The organism is Pseudomonas sp. P106(2024), assembly GCF_057480815.1.
Genome location: NZ_JBLIYU010000003.1, coordinates 475,296 through 493,462, shown reverse-complemented (window position 1 = coordinate 493,462; position 18,167 = coordinate 475,296). Strand labels below are relative to the sequence as shown.

Here is an 18,167-nt window from a genome sequence, read left to right as displayed (position 1 = left end):
AGACAGTGAATAATCACGCTGTGTGCGCTTTACACCTTGCTCCATCTGACTCTCCGGAAATTCGGGATGGGAGGTGTAAACCTTATTCAGGACGGGACAAACCGATAAACAAAGGGCAGCCAATGGCTGCCCTTTTTGTTACCAGCACACCATGCTCACAGCGCGGAAGTGCGTCGCTCCAGCCACGCTAGCGCCTCGCCTTCCAGCAACGGCGCCAGTCGCTCCCGCACCGTCTGGTGGTAACGGTTCAACCAGGCGATGTCTTCACTGCCCAGCGTCTCGACCAGCAGACAGCGGGTGTCGATTGGACACAGGGTCAAAGTCTCGAACGAAAGGAACTCACCGAACTCGCTGGTACCGGCCTCGCGGTTGACCACCAGGTTCTCGATCCGCACGCCCCACTGCCCCGGGCGGTAGGTGCCGGGCTCGATGGAACTGATCATGCCCGGCTGCATGGCCGTCTGCGGTGTGGCCGCGGCCTGGTAGGCAATCACTTGCGGGCCTTCGTGCACATTCATGAAATAGCCGACACCGTGACCGGTGCCATGGCCGTACTCGACCTGATCGGCCCAGATCGGTGCCCGGGCGATGGCATCAAGCAGCGGCGAGAGTATCCCACGCGGGAACCTGGCCCGCGACAGGGCGATCATGCCCTTGAGCACCCGGGAGCAATCGGCCTTCTGCTCATGGCTCGGCTCGCCGATCGGCACCATCCGCGTAATATCGGTGGTCCCGCCCAGGTACTGGCCGCCCGAGTCGATCAACAGCAGGCCATTGCCCTCAATGACGGCATGGGACTCTTCGGTGGCGCGGTAGTGCGGCATTGCGCCGTTTGCATTGTACGCCGCGATGGTCGAAAAGCTCAGCGACACAAAGCCAGGACGACGGGCACGGGCTGCGCTCAACTGGTCGTCGATGGTCAGTTCGGTGATCGGTTGCACGCCGAGGTTCGCTTCGAACCAGGCGAAGAATTCGCATAGCGCCGCGCCATCCTGCTCCATGGCCTGGCGAATATGAACGAGATCCCCTTCTCCCTTGCACGATTTGCTCAGGGTGGTCGGGTTGATACTCTCAACCAGTCGCACCTGCTCGTGCAAATTGTCCAGCAGGCCGCGAGTAACCCGCGCCGGGTCCACCAGCAGACTGGCTGCTGCCGGAATCGCGGCCAACGCGTCGTTGACCTCAGCGTAGTCGCGGACCTCGATGCCATCGGCCGCCAGTACCTGGCGCAGGTGGCCGTCGACCTTGTCACGCCCGACAAACAGGAACGCCTTGTCCTGGCTGACCAGCGCGAAGGAAACGAACACGGGGTTGTAGGAGACATCGCTACCACGCAGGTTGAACAGCCAGGCGATGTCGTCGAGGGTGGCGATAAAGTGCCAATCGGCGCCCTTTTCCCGCAGCGTGCTGCGCAGTTCAACGAGTTTTTGCGCACGGTTGACCGTGGCATGGGGTGGCAGGTGCTGGTACACCGGATTACCCGGCAGCGAGGGGCGGTCAACCCATACCCGATCCAGCAGGTCGAGATCGGTGCGCAACGTCGAACCACGCGCCTGCAGGCGCTCGCCCAGTTGCCGCGCCGAGGCCAGGGCCATGACCGCGCCATCCACCGCGACCGTGCCGTCCACCTCCGTCCCCAGCCATTCCAGCGCCCCGGGCTGGCCGGGGCGCAGCTTCATCAGCTCGATACCACTGCCGACCAGCTCCTTTTCCGCCTGCTCCCAGTAACGGCTGTCAGCCCACAGCCCGGCAAAGTCAGCCGTTACCACCAGCGTCCCCACCGAACCGAGGAAACCGGACAGCCACTGCCGCCCCTGCCAATAGCCCGGCAGGTACTCGGACAGGTGCGGATCAGCCGAAGGCACCAACAGGGCATTCACGCCCTCCCGGGCCATGGCCTCGCGCACACGGGCAAGGCGCGCCGGGATGGATTCGTGAAGGGGGGACTGACTGTTCATGCGCACTCCTGCGGATAGGTGTCGACGGGTCCAAGGCGTTGATAATGAAACACCCGGCAGACGCCCGCAATCACCACGACCGTAACAAGGTATGCATTGCCCCAACTGCCCTGCCGACCGTCGATCCATCCCCCTGAACTAAACCGGCTACGGGCCTTCACAACCCTTACATACCGTGCGTAAGCGAGGTAGGCCATGCCCCACTCACGCGAACCGAAAAGCGCCGTCGTGCTGCTCGACACCCGCGAGCACACTCCCGAGCACGAACGGGCGGTCCACCTGCAGATTGCCGATCACCTAGCCCTTCTGCTGGGTGTCGAGCGGGTCGAGCCATCGCCCACGCAATCCGAAACGGCCGCTTACTACTATGTACCGACCCAGACCCTGGTCGACGCGCAGCGGTACGCTGCGCTCGGCGTCCACGACGAGCATGACCTGTTCGGCGGCATGGTCAGCCATCCGCACATGGCCACCAAGGCTATCTCCCACCCGCTACCGGCAGACGCCATCTTCCCTCCCGGCTGGACCGACGCCTTTGCCCATCACGCCAGCGACGCCCTGCTGCGTGGCTATACCGTGTTCTCCAAGGCCGATGCCCGGCGCGCTGCCGAACTGCTGCTGCGCGATGGACCGGTGAGGATCAAGCCGGTACTGGCCTGCGCCGGTCGGGGCCAGCAGGTGATCGTTGATGGTCAGGCCCTGGAGCCGCTGCTGGAGGCAATGGATGAACAGCAATTGGGGCTTTGGGGCCTGGTGCTTGAGGAAGACCTCGATGCCGTCGAGACCTTCAGCGTCGGCCAGGTACGCGTGGCCGGGCTGACCCTGAGCTATCACGGCACCCAGCACCTCACTCGCGATCATGCGGGCACCGAGGTATATGGTGGTTCCGACCTGGTGATCGTGCGCGGTGACTACCAGCACCTGCTGCAGCTGCCACTTGAGGATCACCTGCGCTTGGCCATCAACCAGGCCATGACCTATGAAGAGGCTGCCAAGCGCTACTTCCCAGGCTTCATCGCCTCACGGCGCAACTACGACATCGCCCGCGGCCAGGACCATCACGGACACCTGCGCAGCGGCGTGCTCGAGCAATCCTGGCGACTGGGCGGTGCCAGCCCCGCCGAGGTCCTCGCGCTGCAGGCCTTCGCCGCCGACCCGGCGCTGCAACGGCTACGCGCGTCAACCCACGAGGTCTTCGGCGACGCGCAACTGCCCACCGACGCCACCCTGTTCTATCAGGGCCACGACAGTGAACTTGGACAACTCAGCAAATATGCACGGATACGTGACCATGACCATCGAGAGTGAAACCGTTGAACTGCACGTCGAGGGCGAAAGCATCGTCGGCACCCTGGTCAGCCCGGGCAGCCGCATGCCGGGGATCCTCTTCGTCCATGGCTGGGGCGGCAGCCAGCAGCGCGACCTGGCCCGCGCCCGGCAGATCACCGGGCTTGGCTGCGTATGCATGACCTTCGACCTGCGCGGCCACGAAAAGACCGAGAGCCAGCGCCTGACCGTCACCCGCGAGCAGAACCTGGCCGACCTGCTGGCCGCCTACGACCGGCTGGCCAGCCAGCCATCGGTCGACCCCGGCGCCATTGCCGTGATCGGCAGCAGCTACGGCGGCTACCTGGCCACCCTGCTCACCCGTCACCGGCCAGTCAAATGGCTCGCCCTAAGGGTGCCGGCCCTCTACTGGGACGATGAATGGGATGCGCCCAAGCAGGCCCTCGACCGCCAGCGGCTCAACGCCTACCGCCTGCGTGAGCTCGGCCCTGCCGACAACCGCGCCTTGGCCGCCTGCGCCGAATTCGCCGGCGACGTGCTCTTGGTGGAGTCCGAACAGGACGACTATGTGCCGCACAGCACGCTGATGAGCTATCGCTCGGCCTTCGTCGGCGCCCACTCGATGACCCACCGCCTGGTCGATGGCGCCGACCACGCGCTGTCCAGCGAAGAGAGTCAGAAAGCCTATAGCGCCCTGCTCACGGCCTGGATCAGCGAGATGGTCATCGGCGCGCGCCTGGACCGCTACCCGCACTACGCGCCCTGGTACGCCTGAGTGCTGCCCAGCTGGCAGTGCAGGCCGCCGTCGGCGCCACGCACCAGGCTGCGTAGCGTCTGGTACGCGGCGAAGTTCACCCCACGGGCCCGGTGCTCGCCCAGTAGGTCGAGGAACGGCTCCTCGATGAAGCAGCCAGCGGCGGCCGCCCAGGCCTGGCGCGATTGCCAGCGCAGGTGCTGGAGCACCCGGCGACCGTCGTCGCTGACCTGGATGCTGACGCTGAGCAGGCCATCGCAGCGTTGCGCGAGGTGCTCGCTGCGCACCACCAGGGCCTCGGCCAGGGCATCCTGGCGCAAGGGGGGCACGTCGTACTCGATCATCTGGGTGAACCACAGGGAATGGGTGTTGGCCGCCATGACGCATCTCCTCGTTTTGGGCTCTTGCAGCAGATGGTCGTGAAGGGTAAAACCTCCAGCTAACTCAAGGTCAAGGATTTTATTGCCAATGAAGCCCCCTTCCGCCCAGGAGCGCCTGCTCAGCGTCGGACAGCTGGCCGCGCGCAGCGGCGTGGCCGTGACCGCGCTGCACTTCTACGAGACCAAGGGGCTGATTCACAGCACCCGCAACGCCGGCAACCAGCGCCGCTATCCGCGTGCCATGCTGCGTCGGGTGGCGGTGATCAAGATGGCCCAGCGCCTGGGCATCGCCCTGGCCGACATCGCCAGCGCCCTGCAGGCGCTGCCCTGCGATCACACGCCCACTGCCGACGATTGGCAACGCCTGTCGGCGCGCTGGCGCGACGACCTGAGCCGGCGCATCGACGAGCTGGTGATGCTGCGCGACCAGCTCGACGGCTGCATCGGCTGTGGTTGCATGTCGTTGAAGGAATGCCCGCTGCGCAACCATCACGACCGCCTCGCCGATGAGGGCCCGGGGCCGCACCCGACCAGCAGCGAGGCTCAGCCGCTGATGACCGCGAAGCGCCGCCGGTAGTCGCTGGGGGTCATCCCGGTCAGGCGCTGGAACACCTTGCGAAAAGCGCTGGGGTCCTGATAGCCGACGCCCCAGGCGATCTGGTCGACGCTGCGCCGGGTGAACTCCAGCAAGCGGCAAGCCCGGCCGACCCGCACCTGCTGCGCGTATTCGGTGGGACGCAGGCCGGTGGCGGCGCGAAAGCGACGCAGGAAGGTGCGCGGCTCGAGGCCCGCGCAACCGGCCATGTCGGCCAGGCCGGCATCCCGGGCCTCCTCGGCCTGCAACCAGTGCTGCACCTTCAGCACCGCCTCGTCACCATGGTCCAGGCGCGGCTGGAACAGGGCGCCGGGCAGCGGCGCCGGCGAGGGCTCGACCGCAAGATAGCGGGCCGTCTCGCGGGCCAGGGTGTGGCCGAGGAAGCGTTCGATCAAGTGCAAGCCGAGGTCGGTCCAGGCCATCAGCCCGGCAGAGGTGACGATGTCGCCGTCGTCGAGCAGTGGCTGGCTGCCTTGCACCCGCACCTTGGGGAAGCGATCGGAAAGGGCCTGGACATAGTTCCAATGGGTACAGGCCGCCCGACCATCCAGCAGGCCGCTGCCGGCCACCAGGAACACACCGATGCATACCGAGGCCAGCACGGTACCCTGGCCGTGCACCTGACTGAGCGCGGCGCGATGGGCCTGCAACACCTCGGCAGACGGGGTCGCCGCCAGGCTCGGCGGAATCATCAGCGCCCGCAGCGCATGGCCGCTTGCCGGCTGGCTGTCATGCACCACCTGCAGCTGCCCCGCGCCATCGAGCTGCCAATGGGTCACCCGCAGCACCGGCAGATCGTGTGCGCCCAGCTGCGCGGCGACCCGGTTGGCCACCGCGAACAGGTCGGTCAGGCCGTGCACCGCCGCGCTCTGGGCGCCGGGATAGATCAGCACGCCGATTTCCAGGCTGTCAGTTTTTGCCGTCATTGTGTCGCTCGCGCCTATCCTCGATCGGGTCGCCACAGCCTATAACTATCGGCAGTTCATCACTACTGCCGCAGGAGGCACCATGAGCAAGCGCGCCCTGATCATCATCGATATCCAGAACGACTACTTCCCCGGTGGCAAATGGACCCTGGACGGCGCCGAGGCGGCCGCCGACAACGCCGCCCGGTTACTGGCCGCGGCCCGTGAGCGTGGCGACCTAGTGGTGCATGTGCGCCATGAGTTCGAGAGCGCCGACGCACCCTTCTTCGTGCCAGGCTCGGCCGGCGCGCAGATCCACCCCAAGGTCGCGCCGGCGGCCGGCGAGGCGGTGGTGCTCAAGCACAAGGTCAACAGCTTCCGCGACACCCAGCTGAAGGCGCTGCTCGACCAGCACGACATCAAGGCACTGACCATCGCCGGCAGCATGAGCCACATGTGCATCGATGCCGCGACCCGCGCCGCCGCCGACTTCGGCTATGAAGTCAGCGTGGCCTACGATGCCTGCGCGACGCTGGCGCTGGAGTTCGACGGCAAGACGGTTGCGGCGGCCGATGTGCACGCCTCGGCAATGGCCGCGCTGGCATTCGCCTACGCCAGGGTGACCAGTATCGACGAGTTGCTGGCCGGTTGAGGGCTCAGATCACCACGTTGCGCACGAAACGCACCGGCTCCTGGCCATCATTGCGGTAGGCGTAGCGGCAGTCGCTGGGGAAGACGAAGAATTCGCCCTTGCCCAATTGCCGCTCTCCCCCTTCGATGATCAGGGTCAGGCGGCCGTCGGCCACATAGATCTGCTCGCTCCAGCCAGCGGCATCGGCCTCGCTGGCGTAGCACTCGCCCGGAGCCAGGGTCCACTCCCACAACTCGACCTCGCGCCGTGCCGGGCTGCTGCCGAGCAGCACGGCGCGGCTGGCAGGGTGCACACCGGCCCAGGCCAGCTCTTCGATGCGACTGGGGTCACGCCGGTCCGGCGCCTGGATCAGGGTGCTGAACGCCACCCCCAGCGCTTCGGCGATCAGGTCCAGGGTGGTGAGGCTGACATTCTTCTCGCCAGCCTCGATGGCCACCAGCATCCGCCGGCTGACCCCGGAGCGCTCGGCCAGGGCGGCCTGGCTCAGGCCGGCGTCGCCACGCAAGCGGCGAACGTTCTGGCTGACATGCTGCAGCACCGATGCACGGTGCTCGGAATCTTTGTGCACTATATTGCTCACTGGTAGGGGGTGCGCAGTATACTGCCCACTTTGCGGCGAATTGTGCGCCGCCCCTTCCGAGTGCGCAAGACCATGAGCCAAGCCCCCGCCCGCAAACCCACCGTCAGCTTGCGCCTGAGCAAGGCCGAACTGGTGCTGGTGTTCATCACCATGCTCTGGGGCGGCACCTTCCTGATCGTGCACAACGTCATGACCGTCAGCGGGCCGATGTTCTTCGTCGGCCTGCGCTTTGCCGCCGCCGCCCTGTTCGTCGGCCTGGTGTCGGCCCGTTCGCTGTCGGGGCTGACCTTCACCGAACTCAAGGCCGGCGTGCTCATCGGCGTCTCGATCATGTTGGGCTACGGCTTGCAGACCATGGGCCTGCAGACCATCAGCAGCAGCCAGTCGGCGTTCATCACCGCGCTCTATGTGCCCTTCGTGCCTCTGCTGCAATGGCTGGTACTGGGCCGCCGCCCGGGCCTGATGCCGAGCCTGGGCATCGGCCTGGCCTTCGTCGGTCTGATGCTGCTGGCCGGCCCCGAGGGCGGCGCGCTGCACTTCAGTGAAGGCGAACTGGTGACGCTGGTCAGCGCCGTGGCGATCGCCGGCGAGATCATCCTGATCAGTCGCTACGCCGGCCAGGTCGATGTGCGCCGGGTCACCGTGGTGCAGTTGGCCACCGCCTCGGCGCTGTCGTTCCTGATGATCGTGCCGACCCAGGAACAACTGCCCGGTTTTTCCTGGCTGCTGCTCATCAGTGCGGTAGGCCTGGGCGCCATGAGCGCGGTGATCCAGGTGGCGATGAACTGGGCGCAGCAGTCGGTCTCGCCGACCCGCGCCACCCTGATCTACGCTGGCGAACCTGTGTGGGCCGGCATCGTCGGGCGCATCGCCGGCGAGCGCCTGCCAGGCGTGGCGTTGATCGGCGGGCTGCTGATCGTGCTGGCGGTGGTGGTGAGCGAGCTGAAGATTCGTCGCCAGGATGAGGCCAGCGCCTTGCAGGATGATGAGGCCCGCGAGCGCGAGGCGGGGTTGTAAGCCCCCCGCCTTCACAGACAATCCGCAAGCGTTGAATACAGCCCCACGGACATTCGCTCAGCCGCTATGCTCTGAAAGAAACTGTTATAAAAAAACAGCTTGTCACAGCACATTTGTAGGATCCTGCAACCGCTTGCGTGTTGGTGATCAACCGTCCGGCACGTATGATCCTTGGCAAACTTCTCAGAACAGAACGCTATGTCATTGATTGTGCTATTGCTTCTGCCCTTCCTGGGCAGTTGCCTGGCGGCTGTACTGCCGCACAACGCACGCAACGCCGAGTCCATTCTTGCCGGGCTCGTGGCCCTGGTCGGCACTGTCCAGGTGGCGTTGCTGTACCCCCAGGTCGCCGATGGCGGGGTGATCCGCGAGGAATTCCTCTGGCTGCCGAGCCTGGGCCTGAACCTGGTCCTGCGCATGGACGGCTTCGCCTGGCTGTTCAGCCTGCTGGTGCTGGGCATCGGCACCCTGGTGTCGCTGTACGCCCGCTACTACATGTCGCCCCAGGACCCGGTGCCGCGCTTCTTCGCCTTCTTCCTGGCGTTCATGGGCGCCATGCTCGGCCTGGTGATCTCCGGCAACCTGATCCAGCTGGTGTTCTTCTGGGAATTGACCAGCCTGTTCTCGTTCTTGCTGATCGGCTATTGGCACCACCGCGCCGACGCCCGCCGCGGCGCCTACATGGCGTTGATGGTCACGGGGGCCGGCGGCTTGTGCCTGCTGGTCGGGGCCCTGCTGCTCGGCCATGTGGTCGGCAGCTATGACCTGGACAAGGTCCTGGCTGCCGGTGACACCATCCGCCAGCATGCGCTGTACCCGGTGCTGCTGCCCCTCATCCTGATCGGCGCCCTGAGCAAGAGCGCGCAATTTCCCTTCCAGTTCTGGCTGCCCCATGCCATGGCGGCGCCCACCCCCGTCTCGGCTTACCTGCACTCGGCGACCATGGTCAAGGCCGGGGTGTTCCTGCTGGCCCGCCTGTGGCCGGCGCTGTCGGGCAGCGAGGAATGGTTCTGGATCGTCGGCGGCGCCGGTGCCGCCACCCTGCTGCTCGGCGCCTTCGCCGCGATGTTCCAGAACGACCTCAAGGGCCTGCTGGCCTACTCAACCATCAGCCACCTTGGCCTGATCACCTTGCTGCTGGGCCTGAACAGCCCGCTGGCGGCGGTCGCCGCAGTGTTCCATATCCTCAACCACGCCACCTTCAAGGCCTCGCTGTTCATGGCCGCGGGGATCATCGACCACGAGAGCGGCACCCGTGACATCCGTCGCCTGAGTGGCCTGTTCCGCCTGGTGCCGTTCACCGCGACCCTGGCCATGGTCGCCAGCGCCTCGATGGCCGGCGTGCCGCTGATGAACGGTTTCCTGTCCAAGGAGATGTTCTTCGCCGAGACCGTGTTCATCACCTCCACGGCCTGGGTCGAAGCGGCCCTGCCGGTGATCGCCACCCTGGCCGGAACCTTCAGCGTGGCCTACGCGCTGCGCTTTACCGTCGATGTGTTCTTCGGCCCCCCGGCCCAGGACCTGCCGCACACGCCTCACGAACCACCACGCTGGATGCGCGCACCGGTCGAACTGCTGGTGCTCACCTGCCTGGTGGTCGGCATCTTCCCGGCACAATCGGTCGGCCCGTTGCTGGCCGCGGCCGCGACCCCCGTGGTGGGTGGCGTGCTGCCGGAATACAGCCTGGCCATCTGGCACGGCTGGAACGCGCCGCTGATCATGAGCCTGATCGCCATGACCGGCGGTATCGTGCTCTACCTGCTGCTACGCAAGCAGCTGCAGCGCGGCCGCTTCCCCTATCCACCGCTGATCGAGCGTTTCAACGGCAAGCGCCTGTTCGAGCACGGCCTGGTGCGCCTGATGCTGCTGGCCCGGCATGGCGAGCGGCTGCTGACCACCAAGCGCCTGCAGACGCAACTGTTCATGCTGGCACTGGCGGCCTTCGTCGCTGGCCTGGTACCTCTGCTGTACAGTGGCCTGAGCTGGGGCGACCGGCCAAAGATCCCGGGCTCCGGGGTGTTCGTCGCGCTCTGGCTGATCGCTATCGCCTGCGCCATCGGCGCCGCCTACCAGGCCAAGTATCACCGACTGGCCGCCTTGATCATGGTCGGCGTCTGCGGCCTGATGACCTGCATCACCTTCGTCTGGTTCTCCGCGCCGGACCTGGCGCTGACCCAACTGGCAGTCGAGGTGGTCACCACCGTGCTGATCCTGCTCGGCCTGCGCTGGCTGCCACGGCGTATCGAAGGCGTGTCGCCGCTGCCCGGCAACCAGGACCGCGCACGCCTGCGGCGCCTGCGCGACCTGGTGCTGGCAGTGCTGGTCGGCGGCGGCATGGCACTGCTGTCCTACGCCATGCTGACCCGCCCGACGCCCAACGACATCTCGTCGTTCTACCTCAGCCGCGCCCTGCCCCAGGGCGGCGGCACCAACGTAGTCAACGTGATGCTGGTGGATTTCCGCGGCTTCGACACCCTCGGCGAGGTCACCGTGCTGGTGGCCGTGGCGCTGACCGTGTTCGCCCTGCTGCGCCGCTTCCGCCCGCCGAAGGAGAGCATGCAGCTGCCGGCGCAGCAACGCCTGCTGGCACCGGACGTGGTCACCGACCTGGTCAACCCGCGCCAGGCCACCGACACCGCGCTCGGCTTCATGATGGTGCCGGCCGCCCTGGTGCGCCTGCTGCTGCCGATCGCCCTGCTGGTGTCGATGTACCTGTTCATGCGTGGCCACAACCAGCCAGGCGGCGGTTTCGTCGCCGGCCTGGTGATGTCGGTGGCGTTCATCCTGCAGTACATGGTCGCCGGCACCCAGTGGGTCGAGGCGCAGATGAGCCTGCGTCCGCTGCGCTGGATGGGCACCGGCCTGCTCTGCGCCACCCTCACCGGTGCCGGGGCGATACTGCTGGGCTACCCGTTCCTGACCACCCACACCGCCCATCTGCACTTGCCGCTGCTCGGTGACGTACACGTGGCCAGCGCGCTGTTCTTCGACATCGGCGTGTACACCGTGGTGGTCGGCTCGACCCTGCTGATCCTCACCGCCCTGGCCCACCAGTCAGTGCGCGCCTACCGCCCCGCCAAGTCCAGCCAAGCAGGAGCCGCCTGATGGAAGAAGTCATTGCAGTCGCCATCGGCGTCCTGGCCGCCTCCGGGGTCTGGCTGGTCCTGCGCCCGCGTACCTATCAGGTAATCATGGGCCTGTGCCTGCTGTCCTACGGGGTCAATCTGTTCATTTTCAGCATGGGCAGCCTGTTCATCGGCAAGGAGCCGATCATCAAGGACGGCGTGCCCCACGACCTGCTGCACTACACCGACCCGCTGCCCCAGGCACTGGTACTCACCGCAATCGTCATCAGCTTCGCCATGACCGCGTTGTTCCTGGTGGTGCTGCTGGCCTCCCGCGGCCTGACCGGGACCGACCACGTCGATGGCCGGGAGCGTGAGGAATGAGCGGGATGAACCAACTGATCATCGCGCCGATCCTGCTGCCACTGGTCACCGCGTCGTTGATGCTGCTGATTGGCGAGAAACACCGCTGGCTCAAGGCGCGCCTGAACCTGCTGTCCACCGCCCTTGGCCTGGGCATCGCCGTTACCCTGCTGATGTGGGTGCGCACCCAGGGCCAGGCCGAGTCCATTGGCGTCTACCTGCCAGGCAACTGGCCGGCGCCGTTCGGCATCGCCCTGGTGGTCGATCACCTGTCGGCGCTGCTGCTCACCCTCACCGGCATCGTCGGCTTGAGCGCCCTGCTGTTCGCCCGGGCACGCTGGGACGGTGCCGGGGCCAGCTTTCACGCACTGTTCCAGATCCAGCTGATGGGCCTGTACGGCGCCTTCCTCACCGCCGACCTGTTCAACCTGTTCGTGTTCTTCGAGGTGCTGCTGGCGGCCTCCTACGGCCTGCTGCTGCATGGCTCGGGGCGGGCGCGGGTCAAGGCCGGGCTGCACTACATCGCCATCAACCTGTTTGCCTCGTCGCTGTTCCTGGTCGGCGCGGCCATGCTCTATGGCGTGACCGGTACCCTGAACATGGCCGACCTGGCGCTGAAAGTGCCGCTGGTGCCAGAAGCAGACCGCGGCCTGCTGCATGCCGGCGCGGCGATCCTGGCCATTGCCTTCCTGGCCAAGGCCGGGATGTGGCCGTTGAACTTCTGGCTGGTGCCGGCCTATTCGTCGGCCAGCGCACCGGTGGCCGCGCTGTTCGCGATCATGACCAAGGTCGGGTTGTACGCCATCCTGCGCATGTGGACGCTGCTGTTCTCCGGCCAGGCCGGCGCCTCGGCGTTCTTCGGTGGCGACTGGCTGGTGTATGGCGGCCTGGCGACCCTGGCCGTGGCGGCCATGTCGATCCTCGCCGCCCAGCGCCTGGAGCGCCTGGCGGCCCTGAGCATCCTGATGTCCGCCGGCACGCTGCTGGCCGCCGTCGGCTTCGGCCAATCGATCCTGACCGGCGCCGCGCTGTTCTACCTGGCAAGCTCCACCCTGGCCCTGTGCGCGCTGTTCCTGCTGGCCGAGCTGGTTGAGCGCTCGCGCTCGGCCAACGAGGCGCCGCTGGACGATGAAGAAGATGCGATGCCTTCGCCCCTGGAATCGCTGCACCCGCCCAAGGGCATCAACCTGGACGACGAGCAGCAGGCGGTGATCGGCCAGATCATTCCCTGGACCATGGCCTTCCTCGGCCTGAGTTTCATCGCTTGCGCCCTGCTGATCATCGGCATGCCGCCACTGTCGGGCTTCATCGGCAAGCTCAACCTGATCAGCGCGCTGTTCAACCCGCAAGGCCTGGGAGTTGCCACTGAGCAGCCACTGGGCACCGCGGGCTGGATCCTGGTCACCCTGCTGGTGTTGTCCGGCATGGCCTCGCTGATCGCCTTCGGCCGCGTCGGCATCCAGCGCTTCTGGAAGCCCGAGGAACGCCCTTCCCCGGTGTTGCGTCGCTATGAATGCGTGCCCATCGTCATCCTCCTGGGCCTGTGCATCTTCCTCAGCCTCAAGGCCGAGCCGCTGCTGCGCTACACACAGGACACCGCCGCCAGCCTGCGCACGCCGGAGACCTACATCAAGGCAGTGATGGCGACCCGGTCGTTGCCCGGCCCGACCACCGCTGGCCTGGAGGTGCAACCATGAATCGACTGCTCCCCGCGCCACTGCTTTCCATTGCGCTGTTCGTGCTGTGGTTGCTGCTCAATCTGTCGGTCAGCCCGGGCAACCTGCTGCTGGGCGCCCTGCTGGGCATCCTCGCACCGATCCTGATGGCGCCGCTGCGCCCGCAGCATGCCCACGTGCGCAGGCCCTGGGTGATTGCCAAGCTGATCGGCCGGGTCGGCCTTGATGTGATCCATTCCAACCTGCAGGTCGCCCGTGGCGTCCTGCGCGCCGGCAGCACGCCGCCGCGCTCGGCGTTCGTGCACATCCCGCTGAACCTGCGCGACGCGCACGGCCTGGCGGCGCTATCGATGATCACCACCGTGGTGCCGGGCACCATCTGGTCGGAACTGGCCCTGGACCGCAGCGTACTGCTGCTGCATGTGTTCGATCTGGACGACGAACCGGCGTTCATCGAACATTTCAAACACACCTATGAACGCCCGCTGATGGAGATCTTCGAATGAGCGGCCTGCTCGCCAATGCCGTCCTCGCCAGCCTGTTCATCTTCGCCCTGGCGATGGGGCTGACGCTGATCCGGCTGTTCCGCGGCCCGTCCGCCCAGGACCGGGTACTGGCCCTGGACTACCTGTACATCCTGGGCATGCTGATGATGCTGGTACTGGGGATCCGCTACGCCAGCGATACCTATTTCGAAGGCGCCCTGCTGATCGCCCTGTTCGGCTTCGTCGGTTCCTTCGCCCTGGCCAAGTTCCTCCTGCGTGGCGAGGTGATCGAATGAACGAAAGCGTGGTATTGCCGTTCTGGCTGGAGCTGGTCACGGCCGCCCTGCTGCTTATCGGCAGCCTGTTCGCGCTGGTCGGCGCCATCGGCCTGGTGCGCCTGAAGGAGTACTTCCAGCGCATGCACCCGCCCGCACTGGCTTCGACCATCGGCGCCTGGTGCGTGGCGCTGGCCTCGATCCTGTATTTCTCGGTGCTCAAGCAGAGCCCGGTGCTGCACGCCTGGCTGATCCCGATCCTGCTGTCGATCACCGTGCCGGTGACCACCCTGCTGCTGGCCAGGGCCGCGCTGTTTCGCAAGCGCACCTCGGGCGAGGAGGTACCAGAAGAAGTCAGCAGCGGGCGTGATCGCGGTAACTGAGCCTCAGGCCTGGCTCAGGCGCTGCAGCTCGCGGCGCACCATGGCAACGAAGGGCGGCGGGCTCATCTGGTAGAGCTCGCCGGCCACCCAGGCCAGCCAAGCGCCCTGCAGTTCCAGCCGACGCGCCAGCAGGCGCTCGGCCTGTTCGATCGCCCTTGCCTGATGTTCACGGTGGAAGTCGGCCCGCGAGGCAGGCGTGGTGGCGTCGCTCACTCGCTGGCCTTGAAGGTGGTCAGCTCGCCCTTGCGCCACTTGGCGACCTTGCCGGTCACCGCCTTGAGTAGCTTGCCCAGGCCTTCCTGAACCTGCTGTTGGGCCGCGAACACAAGCATCACGCCCTGCCCTTCACGGAACACGATGGCCTCGCCTTCCGGCACGGAAACGAAGGCGTAGTCACCCTGCCCGTAGACATTGAACTTGATCTCGCGAAAACGCAGTTCGAGCTTGCCGCCTTCGCGGCTGGGCAGCACGGCGGCACGGAAGTGGTCACCCACTTTCAGCTCCAGGCGCTGCTTGTCGTCGACCACCATGGCATCGTCGGTATCGATCTCGGCCATGTACAGGCCGTCGGGGTTCTGCTCGGTGACATACACGAAACGCCCCTGGAACAACTTGACCAGCTTGGCGCGCAAATCGCCCAGGGCAAACAACGCATGGGTATCAAGAGTACTGACTGCCAATGAAAAGCTCCTCACATCAATTACAGCGGGCCGCACCGCGCACGCCGCTGGCGTGGGGTGGCAACCACTTCAAGTCGAAGTCCGATGGACCATGGATTCGGTAAGCGAAGATCCACGCACAGGGTCGATACGCCAAGCAGGGAACATTTCCCCGCTGGAACATCCGGCGTGCTTCGGCAAACTATCCGCAAATAGGAACCGTAATACCTGACAGCTAAAGGGTCAGGAAAGATGCGACTACTGGGGGCGACACTTCAGCTCAAGTGTGCCCCAACCCTTCATCGCGCATTACAGGTACAGGAATATGCACGAAAACACCGAATTCCGTCGAGAGGCACGTAGCATTTCTTGTCGCACGGCAGTGCCAGGTATCTCCCGGTATAGCGTCGTGGCCGCCGGCATCAGCTTCTTCCACATCACTGAAACCAACTCCGGCAAAGTCCACGGATTCCGCCAACGCTACCAGGACGCCTGGGAGCTCGCACGCTACCTGGAGCGCTGAGGGTTCACGCTGCGTGGCTCCTATCCACCTGCTGCTGCCACGCAGCCTGGCATTCCAGGGCCTCGTCGCGGCTGGCGAAGGCGGTGCCACGGCGCTCGCCGTCAACCAACACCACCCAGCACACCCTTATGCCCAAGGCCTGCAAGGACCGTGGCACACCACTGCCGATCATCACGGCCACGTCGACTCGGCTCGTCATAATTCCCTCCGGAATTTAATTAGCCACCTAACGATATGCCTATGATACGTCCTGGACCGCTTACGAATAAGGCGCCAGGCAGAACAGCAGTGTTACATTCCGGGCAACAAATCGCGTCAGTCGAGCCCGGGTTCGGGGCGATACCCCAGACGCAGGCCACCCCAGTGTCGACCTGCGACAAAGATCGGTACCGACAGGTCGTGCATCAGCTCTCCCGTGTCTCGCGTATAGGTCTGCAACAGCACACGCTGCTGATGACTGCCACAGCGAGCGCCCGTGCGGTCGTCGAACAGGCGCTTGCTGCGGTTGTGCGCCGTGTCATGGGCGATATCGCCGGTCAGTGGTTGGTTGAAGGCATTGTTGTGGGTCGGCACATAGCCCTGCTGGGTACAGGCGATGGCATACACCAGCCCATCGTGCTGCAGCAACGGCTCCTGGAGCTGTGGCAGCACGGTATCGGTGTAGTGGTCGAAGCGCGTGGTGAAACGCGGAGGTTGCATGCCGGCAATCGGGCGATATTGCCGGTCGAACAGATCGTCCAAGCCAATGCGCCCCTGTTCGATATCCGCCTCGAAACGCTCGCCGATATGCCGCGCACCCGCCTGCGCCAGTTCAAACACCCGTTGGTGGTAGGCGTCCAGACCGACCTCGGCCAACCGTTCGCTGAGGCTTTCCACCTGCCCCTCCATTTGCACCGCCGCCTTGGCCAGGCGCCGGGTCTGCTGGTCGCTGACCTCCAGATCGCCGCGCACCTGGGCCACGGCCTGGAACAGGGTGTCGAGTTGGGCTTGGTTGATCTGGGTACCCCCAGCTATTTCGCTCACCTGACCCTCGACACTGGCCGCCAGGCTAGCGATCTGCGCCAGTTGCCCACCGGCCTGCTCGACCTGGCCGACCCCCTTGCCCAGGTCCTCGGCCAGCGTGCGGATCTGCGCCACCACCTGGGCGGTTCGCGCCTGGATGTCGGCAACCATCTGCCCCACTTCCTCGGTGGCGCTGGCGGTGCGCCCGGCCAGACCGCGCACCTCGTCGGCCACCACCGCGAAACCACGGCCATGTTCACCCGCCCGCGCCGCCTCGATGGCGGCGTTGAGCGCCAGCAGGTTGGTCTGGCTGGCAATGCCCTGGATCACCAGGGTGACCCGGGCGATATCCTCGCTGCGCTGATGCAAGGCCTCGATCAACTCGCGGCTGGCCGAAGCACGCACACTCAAATCACGCATGCACTGAATGGATTCGGCCAGCACCTCGCTGCCTAACACGCTGCTGCCGTGGGCTGAGCGAGCGGCTTCCAGTGCCTGCTGGCTTAGCTGGGCGGTCTGTTCCTCGGTGGTGATCATGATCTCGGCGCTGCCGACGATGTCTTGGGCAGCCCCTAACTGCGACTGCACGCGGGCGGCCAATTGCTGTACCGAATGGGCCACTGCAGCGGCCGACAACGCATTGTGGCTGGTGCCACGGGCCAATTCTTGAAGCAGCGAACTGTCCGCGGCCGCGGCAGGCGTCGACTGCGCGACGACCGCCTTGCGCGCAAGCGGCACCCACAGCACCAAAAGCGCCAACGGCAGGGCCAGGTACAAGGACAGCCCGGCGAACGCCATCGCCGCCAGTACCGCGCACAGCGCAACGCCCCGCCCCAGGGCGACGGCGGCTCCCGCATGAGTGGGGGTGGCCCGCGGTCCTTCGCCAGCCGGCAGAGATCCTTCTCGCATCATCTTCGTGATCCATCCGCATGTCGTTATTGTGACGACATTAAACGCCACTATAACGCCATTATCCACGCTCACGTGGATGCAGCCGGCCCCCCGTTGATACAGGACAAGAAAACACGAAGGCCCCAGGGATCGCTCCCTGGGGCCTTGCGTGGGCGCTGGATCAGACTTGCCGCTGGTGGCGGTCGAGCTGCTCGTGACGCTCCTGGGCTTCGATGCAGTATTTGGTGGTCGGGCTGATCAGCAGGCGCTTGAGGCCGATCGGCTCGCCGCTGTCGTCGCACCAGCCGAAGCTTTCATCGGCGATGCGGTCCAAGGCCATCTCCAACTGCGGCAGCAGGCGCTGGTCACGATCGATGGCGTTGACCAGCCAGGTGCGCTCTTCCTCGACCGACGCCACGTCAGCGGGATCCGATGGGGTATCCAGGCTTTCGATGGAATTGCGGCTGAGTTCGATGCGCTCGTGGGTTTCGACTTTCATCGCCTGCAGCAGCGCGGTGAAGTACGCGAGCTGTTCGGCGTTCATGTAGTCATCGGCCGACATGGCCAGCAACTGTTCCTTGGTCATCGACTTCTCTATGAAAAATGTGCATTTGGGCGATTCAGGTGCCGCCGACGACGTATCGTCGGTAGCGAAATTCTTCAAGCGCCAACCGGCACTCTTTTACAGGGGGCGGCAGTCTAAGGTGCCGCGTCGCA

At 65.6% G+C, this 18,167-nt stretch carries 21 protein-coding genes; 12 read left to right on the top strand and 9 right to left on the bottom strand.

The window, feature by feature from the left end:
• Positions 1-155: 155 nt before the first annotated feature.
• Positions 156-1,958: an aminopeptidase P family protein gene (locus AC25M7_RS08495; RefSeq protein WP_307944865.1), complete on the bottom strand. Its 1,803-nt coding sequence runs from the start codon at positions 1,956-1,958 to the stop codon at positions 156-158.
• Positions 1,959-2,153: 195 nt separating this feature from the next.
• On the opposite strand from AC25M7_RS08495, the gene AC25M7_RS08490 reads away from it, so the two are divergent.
• Positions 2,154-3,266, top strand: a complete 1,113-nt coding sequence (locus tag AC25M7_RS08490; protein WP_307944862.1) for a DUF3182 family protein — start codon at positions 2,154-2,156, stop codon at positions 3,264-3,266.
• Positions 3,250-4,020 (top strand): alpha/beta hydrolase family protein, encoded by a 771-nt coding sequence (locus tag AC25M7_RS08485; protein ID WP_186596541.1) that lies wholly within the window; start codon positions 3,250-3,252, stop codon positions 4,018-4,020. Before AC25M7_RS08490 ends, AC25M7_RS08485 begins: the two co-directional genes overlap by 17 nt.
• Here the strand turns inward: AC25M7_RS08485 and AC25M7_RS08480 are convergent.
• Positions 3,999-4,379, bottom strand: coding sequence for an antibiotic biosynthesis monooxygenase (locus AC25M7_RS08480; protein WP_028690558.1), 381 nt, complete (start codon positions 4,377-4,379; stop codon positions 3,999-4,001). The genes AC25M7_RS08485 and AC25M7_RS08480 overlap by 22 nt on opposite strands.
• Positions 4,380-4,467: 88 nt before the next feature.
• Between AC25M7_RS08480 and soxR the strand changes: the two genes are divergently transcribed.
• Entirely contained in the window at positions 4,468-4,956 is a 489-nt protein-coding gene (gene soxR, locus AC25M7_RS08475; RefSeq protein WP_062363588.1) for a redox-sensitive transcriptional activator SoxR, read from the top strand.
• Here the strand turns inward: soxR and AC25M7_RS08470 are convergent.
• Positions 4,923-5,900 (bottom strand): GlxA family transcriptional regulator, encoded by a 978-nt coding sequence (locus tag AC25M7_RS08470; protein ID WP_486970935.1) that lies wholly within the window; start codon positions 5,898-5,900, stop codon positions 4,923-4,925. The two genes, soxR and AC25M7_RS08470, sit on opposite strands and share 34 nt — an antisense overlap.
• An 82-nt stretch (positions 5,901-5,982) precedes the next feature.
• Between AC25M7_RS08470 and AC25M7_RS08465 the strand changes: the two genes are divergently transcribed.
• The gene (locus tag AC25M7_RS08465; protein ID WP_486970934.1) at positions 5,983-6,531 is read left to right on the top strand and encodes a cysteine hydrolase family protein; all 549 of its coding nucleotides are present in this window, start codon (positions 5,983-5,985) and stop codon (positions 6,529-6,531) included.
• 4 nt (positions 6,532-6,535) lie between these two features.
• Here the strand turns inward: AC25M7_RS08465 and AC25M7_RS08460 are convergent, their stop codons facing one another.
• Positions 6,536-7,099 (bottom strand): helix-turn-helix domain-containing protein, encoded by a 564-nt coding sequence (locus AC25M7_RS08460; protein ID WP_096048277.1) that lies wholly within the window; start codon positions 7,097-7,099, stop codon positions 6,536-6,538.
• 84 nt (positions 7,100-7,183) lie between these two features.
• Here AC25M7_RS08460 and AC25M7_RS08455 point away from each other — a divergent pair, with 84 nt between their 5' ends.
• From AC25M7_RS08455 to AC25M7_RS08425, 7 genes are all read left to right on the top strand, one after another.
• Positions 7,184-8,128 (top strand): DMT family transporter, encoded by a 945-nt coding sequence (locus AC25M7_RS08455; protein ID WP_062363591.1) that lies wholly within the window; start codon positions 7,184-7,186, stop codon positions 8,126-8,128.
• A 198-nt stretch (positions 8,129-8,326) separates the two neighbouring features.
• A complete protein-coding gene (locus tag AC25M7_RS08450; protein ID WP_486970933.1) occupies positions 8,327-11,233 on the top strand; it encodes a monovalent cation/H+ antiporter subunit A in 2,907 nt (968 codons plus the stop codon).
• Positions 11,233-11,577: a Na+/H+ antiporter subunit C gene (locus AC25M7_RS08445; protein ID WP_028690551.1), complete on the top strand. Its 345-nt coding sequence runs from the start codon at positions 11,233-11,235 to the stop codon at positions 11,575-11,577. The genes AC25M7_RS08450 and AC25M7_RS08445 overlap by 1 nt, the downstream gene beginning before the upstream one ends.
• Positions 11,574-13,253, top strand: coding sequence for a monovalent cation/H+ antiporter subunit D (locus tag AC25M7_RS08440; protein ID WP_486970932.1), 1,680 nt, complete (start codon positions 11,574-11,576; stop codon positions 13,251-13,253). The genes AC25M7_RS08445 and AC25M7_RS08440 overlap by 4 nt, the downstream gene beginning before the upstream one ends.
• On the top strand, positions 13,250-13,738 hold the full coding sequence (locus AC25M7_RS08435; RefSeq protein WP_028690549.1) for a Na+/H+ antiporter subunit E: 489 nt from the start codon (positions 13,250-13,252) through the stop codon (positions 13,736-13,738). Before AC25M7_RS08440 ends, AC25M7_RS08435 begins: the two co-directional genes overlap by 4 nt.
• Entirely contained in the window at positions 13,735-14,013 is a 279-nt protein-coding gene (locus AC25M7_RS08430) for a K+/H+ antiporter subunit F (RefSeq protein WP_011534656.1), read from the top strand. Before AC25M7_RS08435 ends, AC25M7_RS08430 begins: the two co-directional genes overlap by 4 nt.
• Positions 14,010-14,375 carry a Na+/H+ antiporter subunit G gene (locus AC25M7_RS08425; RefSeq protein WP_028690548.1) on the top strand — a complete coding sequence of 122 codons (366 nt, stop codon included), beginning with the start codon at positions 14,010-14,012 and terminating at the stop codon, positions 14,373-14,375. Before AC25M7_RS08430 ends, AC25M7_RS08425 begins: the two co-directional genes overlap by 4 nt.
• Positions 14,376-14,378: 3 nt before the next feature.
• Here the strand turns inward: AC25M7_RS08425 and AC25M7_RS08420 are convergent, their stop codons facing one another.
• Both AC25M7_RS08420 and AC25M7_RS08415 read right to left on the bottom strand, forming a co-directional pair.
• Positions 14,379-14,588, bottom strand: a complete 210-nt coding sequence (locus tag AC25M7_RS08420) for a hypothetical protein (RefSeq protein ID WP_028690547.1) — start codon at positions 14,586-14,588, stop codon at positions 14,379-14,381.
• Positions 14,585-15,055: a hypothetical protein gene (locus AC25M7_RS08415; RefSeq protein ID WP_028690546.1), complete on the bottom strand. Its 471-nt coding sequence runs from the start codon at positions 15,053-15,055 to the stop codon at positions 14,585-14,587. The genes AC25M7_RS08420 and AC25M7_RS08415 overlap by 4 nt, the downstream gene beginning before the upstream one ends.
• A gap of 361 nt (positions 15,056-15,416) precedes the next feature.
• On the opposite strand from AC25M7_RS08415, the gene AC25M7_RS08410 reads away from it, so the two are divergent.
• The gene (locus tag AC25M7_RS08410) at positions 15,417-15,557 is read left to right on the top strand and encodes a hypothetical protein (RefSeq protein ID WP_155952684.1); all 141 of its coding nucleotides are present in this window, start codon (positions 15,417-15,419) and stop codon (positions 15,555-15,557) included.
• Between the two features lie 4 nt (positions 15,558-15,561).
• Here AC25M7_RS08410 and AC25M7_RS08405 read toward each other — a convergent pair whose 3' ends face one another.
• The 3 genes from AC25M7_RS08405 to AC25M7_RS08395 all read right to left on the bottom strand — a co-directional run bounded on the left by AC25M7_RS08405 (position 15,562) and on the right by AC25M7_RS08395 (position 18,036).
• Positions 15,562-15,756: a hypothetical protein gene (locus AC25M7_RS08405; protein WP_028690545.1), complete on the bottom strand. Its 195-nt coding sequence runs from the start codon at positions 15,754-15,756 to the stop codon at positions 15,562-15,564.
• A gap of 116 nt (positions 15,757-15,872) precedes the next feature.
• Positions 15,873-17,357: a methyl-accepting chemotaxis protein gene (locus AC25M7_RS08400; protein WP_236179970.1), complete on the bottom strand. Its 1,485-nt coding sequence runs from the start codon at positions 17,355-17,357 to the stop codon at positions 15,873-15,875.
• A 274-nt stretch (positions 17,358-17,631) separates the two neighbouring features.
• A complete protein-coding gene (locus AC25M7_RS08395; RefSeq protein ID WP_028690543.1) occupies positions 17,632-18,036 on the bottom strand; it encodes a TraR/DksA family transcriptional regulator in 405 nt (134 codons plus the stop codon).
• Between the last annotated feature and the right edge of the window lie 131 nt (positions 18,037-18,167).

Excerpts from the sequence above, each read along its gene's own strand:
- AC25M7_RS08495 (WP_307944865.1), bottom strand. The coding sequence starts at position 1,958 with ATGAACAGTCAGTCCCCCCTTCACGAATCCATCCCGGCGCGCCTTGCC.
- AC25M7_RS08490 (WP_307944862.1), top strand. The coding sequence starts at position 2,154 with ATGCCCCACTCACGCGAACCGAAAAGCGCCGTCGTGCTGCTCGACACC.
- AC25M7_RS08485 (WP_186596541.1), top strand. The coding sequence starts at position 3,250 with ATGACCATCGAGAGTGAAACCGTTGAACTGCACGTCGAGGGCGAAAGC.
- AC25M7_RS08480 (WP_028690558.1), bottom strand. The coding sequence starts at position 4,379 with ATGGCGGCCAACACCCATTCCCTGTGGTTCACCCAGATGATCGAGTAC.
- soxR (WP_062363588.1), top strand. The coding sequence starts at position 4,468 with ATGAAGCCCCCTTCCGCCCAGGAGCGCCTGCTCAGCGTCGGACAGCTG.
- AC25M7_RS08470 (WP_486970935.1), bottom strand. The coding sequence starts at position 5,900 with ATGACGGCAAAAACTGACAGCCTGGAAATCGGCGTGCTGATCTATCCC.
- AC25M7_RS08465 (WP_486970934.1), top strand. The coding sequence starts at position 5,983 with ATGAGCAAGCGCGCCCTGATCATCATCGATATCCAGAACGACTACTTC.
- AC25M7_RS08455 (WP_062363591.1), top strand. The coding sequence starts at position 7,184 with ATGAGCCAAGCCCCCGCCCGCAAACCCACCGTCAGCTTGCGCCTGAGC.
- AC25M7_RS08450 (WP_486970933.1), top strand. The coding sequence starts at position 8,327 with ATGTCATTGATTGTGCTATTGCTTCTGCCCTTCCTGGGCAGTTGCCTG.
- AC25M7_RS08445 (WP_028690551.1), top strand. The coding sequence starts at position 11,233 with ATGGAAGAAGTCATTGCAGTCGCCATCGGCGTCCTGGCCGCCTCCGGG.
- AC25M7_RS08440 (WP_486970932.1), top strand. The coding sequence starts at position 11,574 with ATGAGCGGGATGAACCAACTGATCATCGCGCCGATCCTGCTGCCACTG.
- AC25M7_RS08435 (WP_028690549.1), top strand. The coding sequence starts at position 13,250 with ATGAATCGACTGCTCCCCGCGCCACTGCTTTCCATTGCGCTGTTCGTG.
- AC25M7_RS08430 (WP_011534656.1), top strand. The coding sequence starts at position 13,735 with ATGAGCGGCCTGCTCGCCAATGCCGTCCTCGCCAGCCTGTTCATCTTC.
- AC25M7_RS08425 (WP_028690548.1), top strand. The coding sequence starts at position 14,010 with ATGAACGAAAGCGTGGTATTGCCGTTCTGGCTGGAGCTGGTCACGGCC.
- AC25M7_RS08405 (WP_028690545.1), bottom strand. The coding sequence starts at position 15,756 with ATGACGAGCCGAGTCGACGTGGCCGTGATGATCGGCAGTGGTGTGCCA.
- AC25M7_RS08400 (WP_236179970.1), bottom strand. The coding sequence starts at position 17,357 with ATGGCGTTCGCCGGGCTGTCCTTGTACCTGGCCCTGCCGTTGGCGCTT.
- AC25M7_RS08395 (WP_028690543.1), bottom strand. The coding sequence starts at position 18,036 with ATGACCAAGGAACAGTTGCTGGCCATGTCGGCCGATGACTACATGAAC.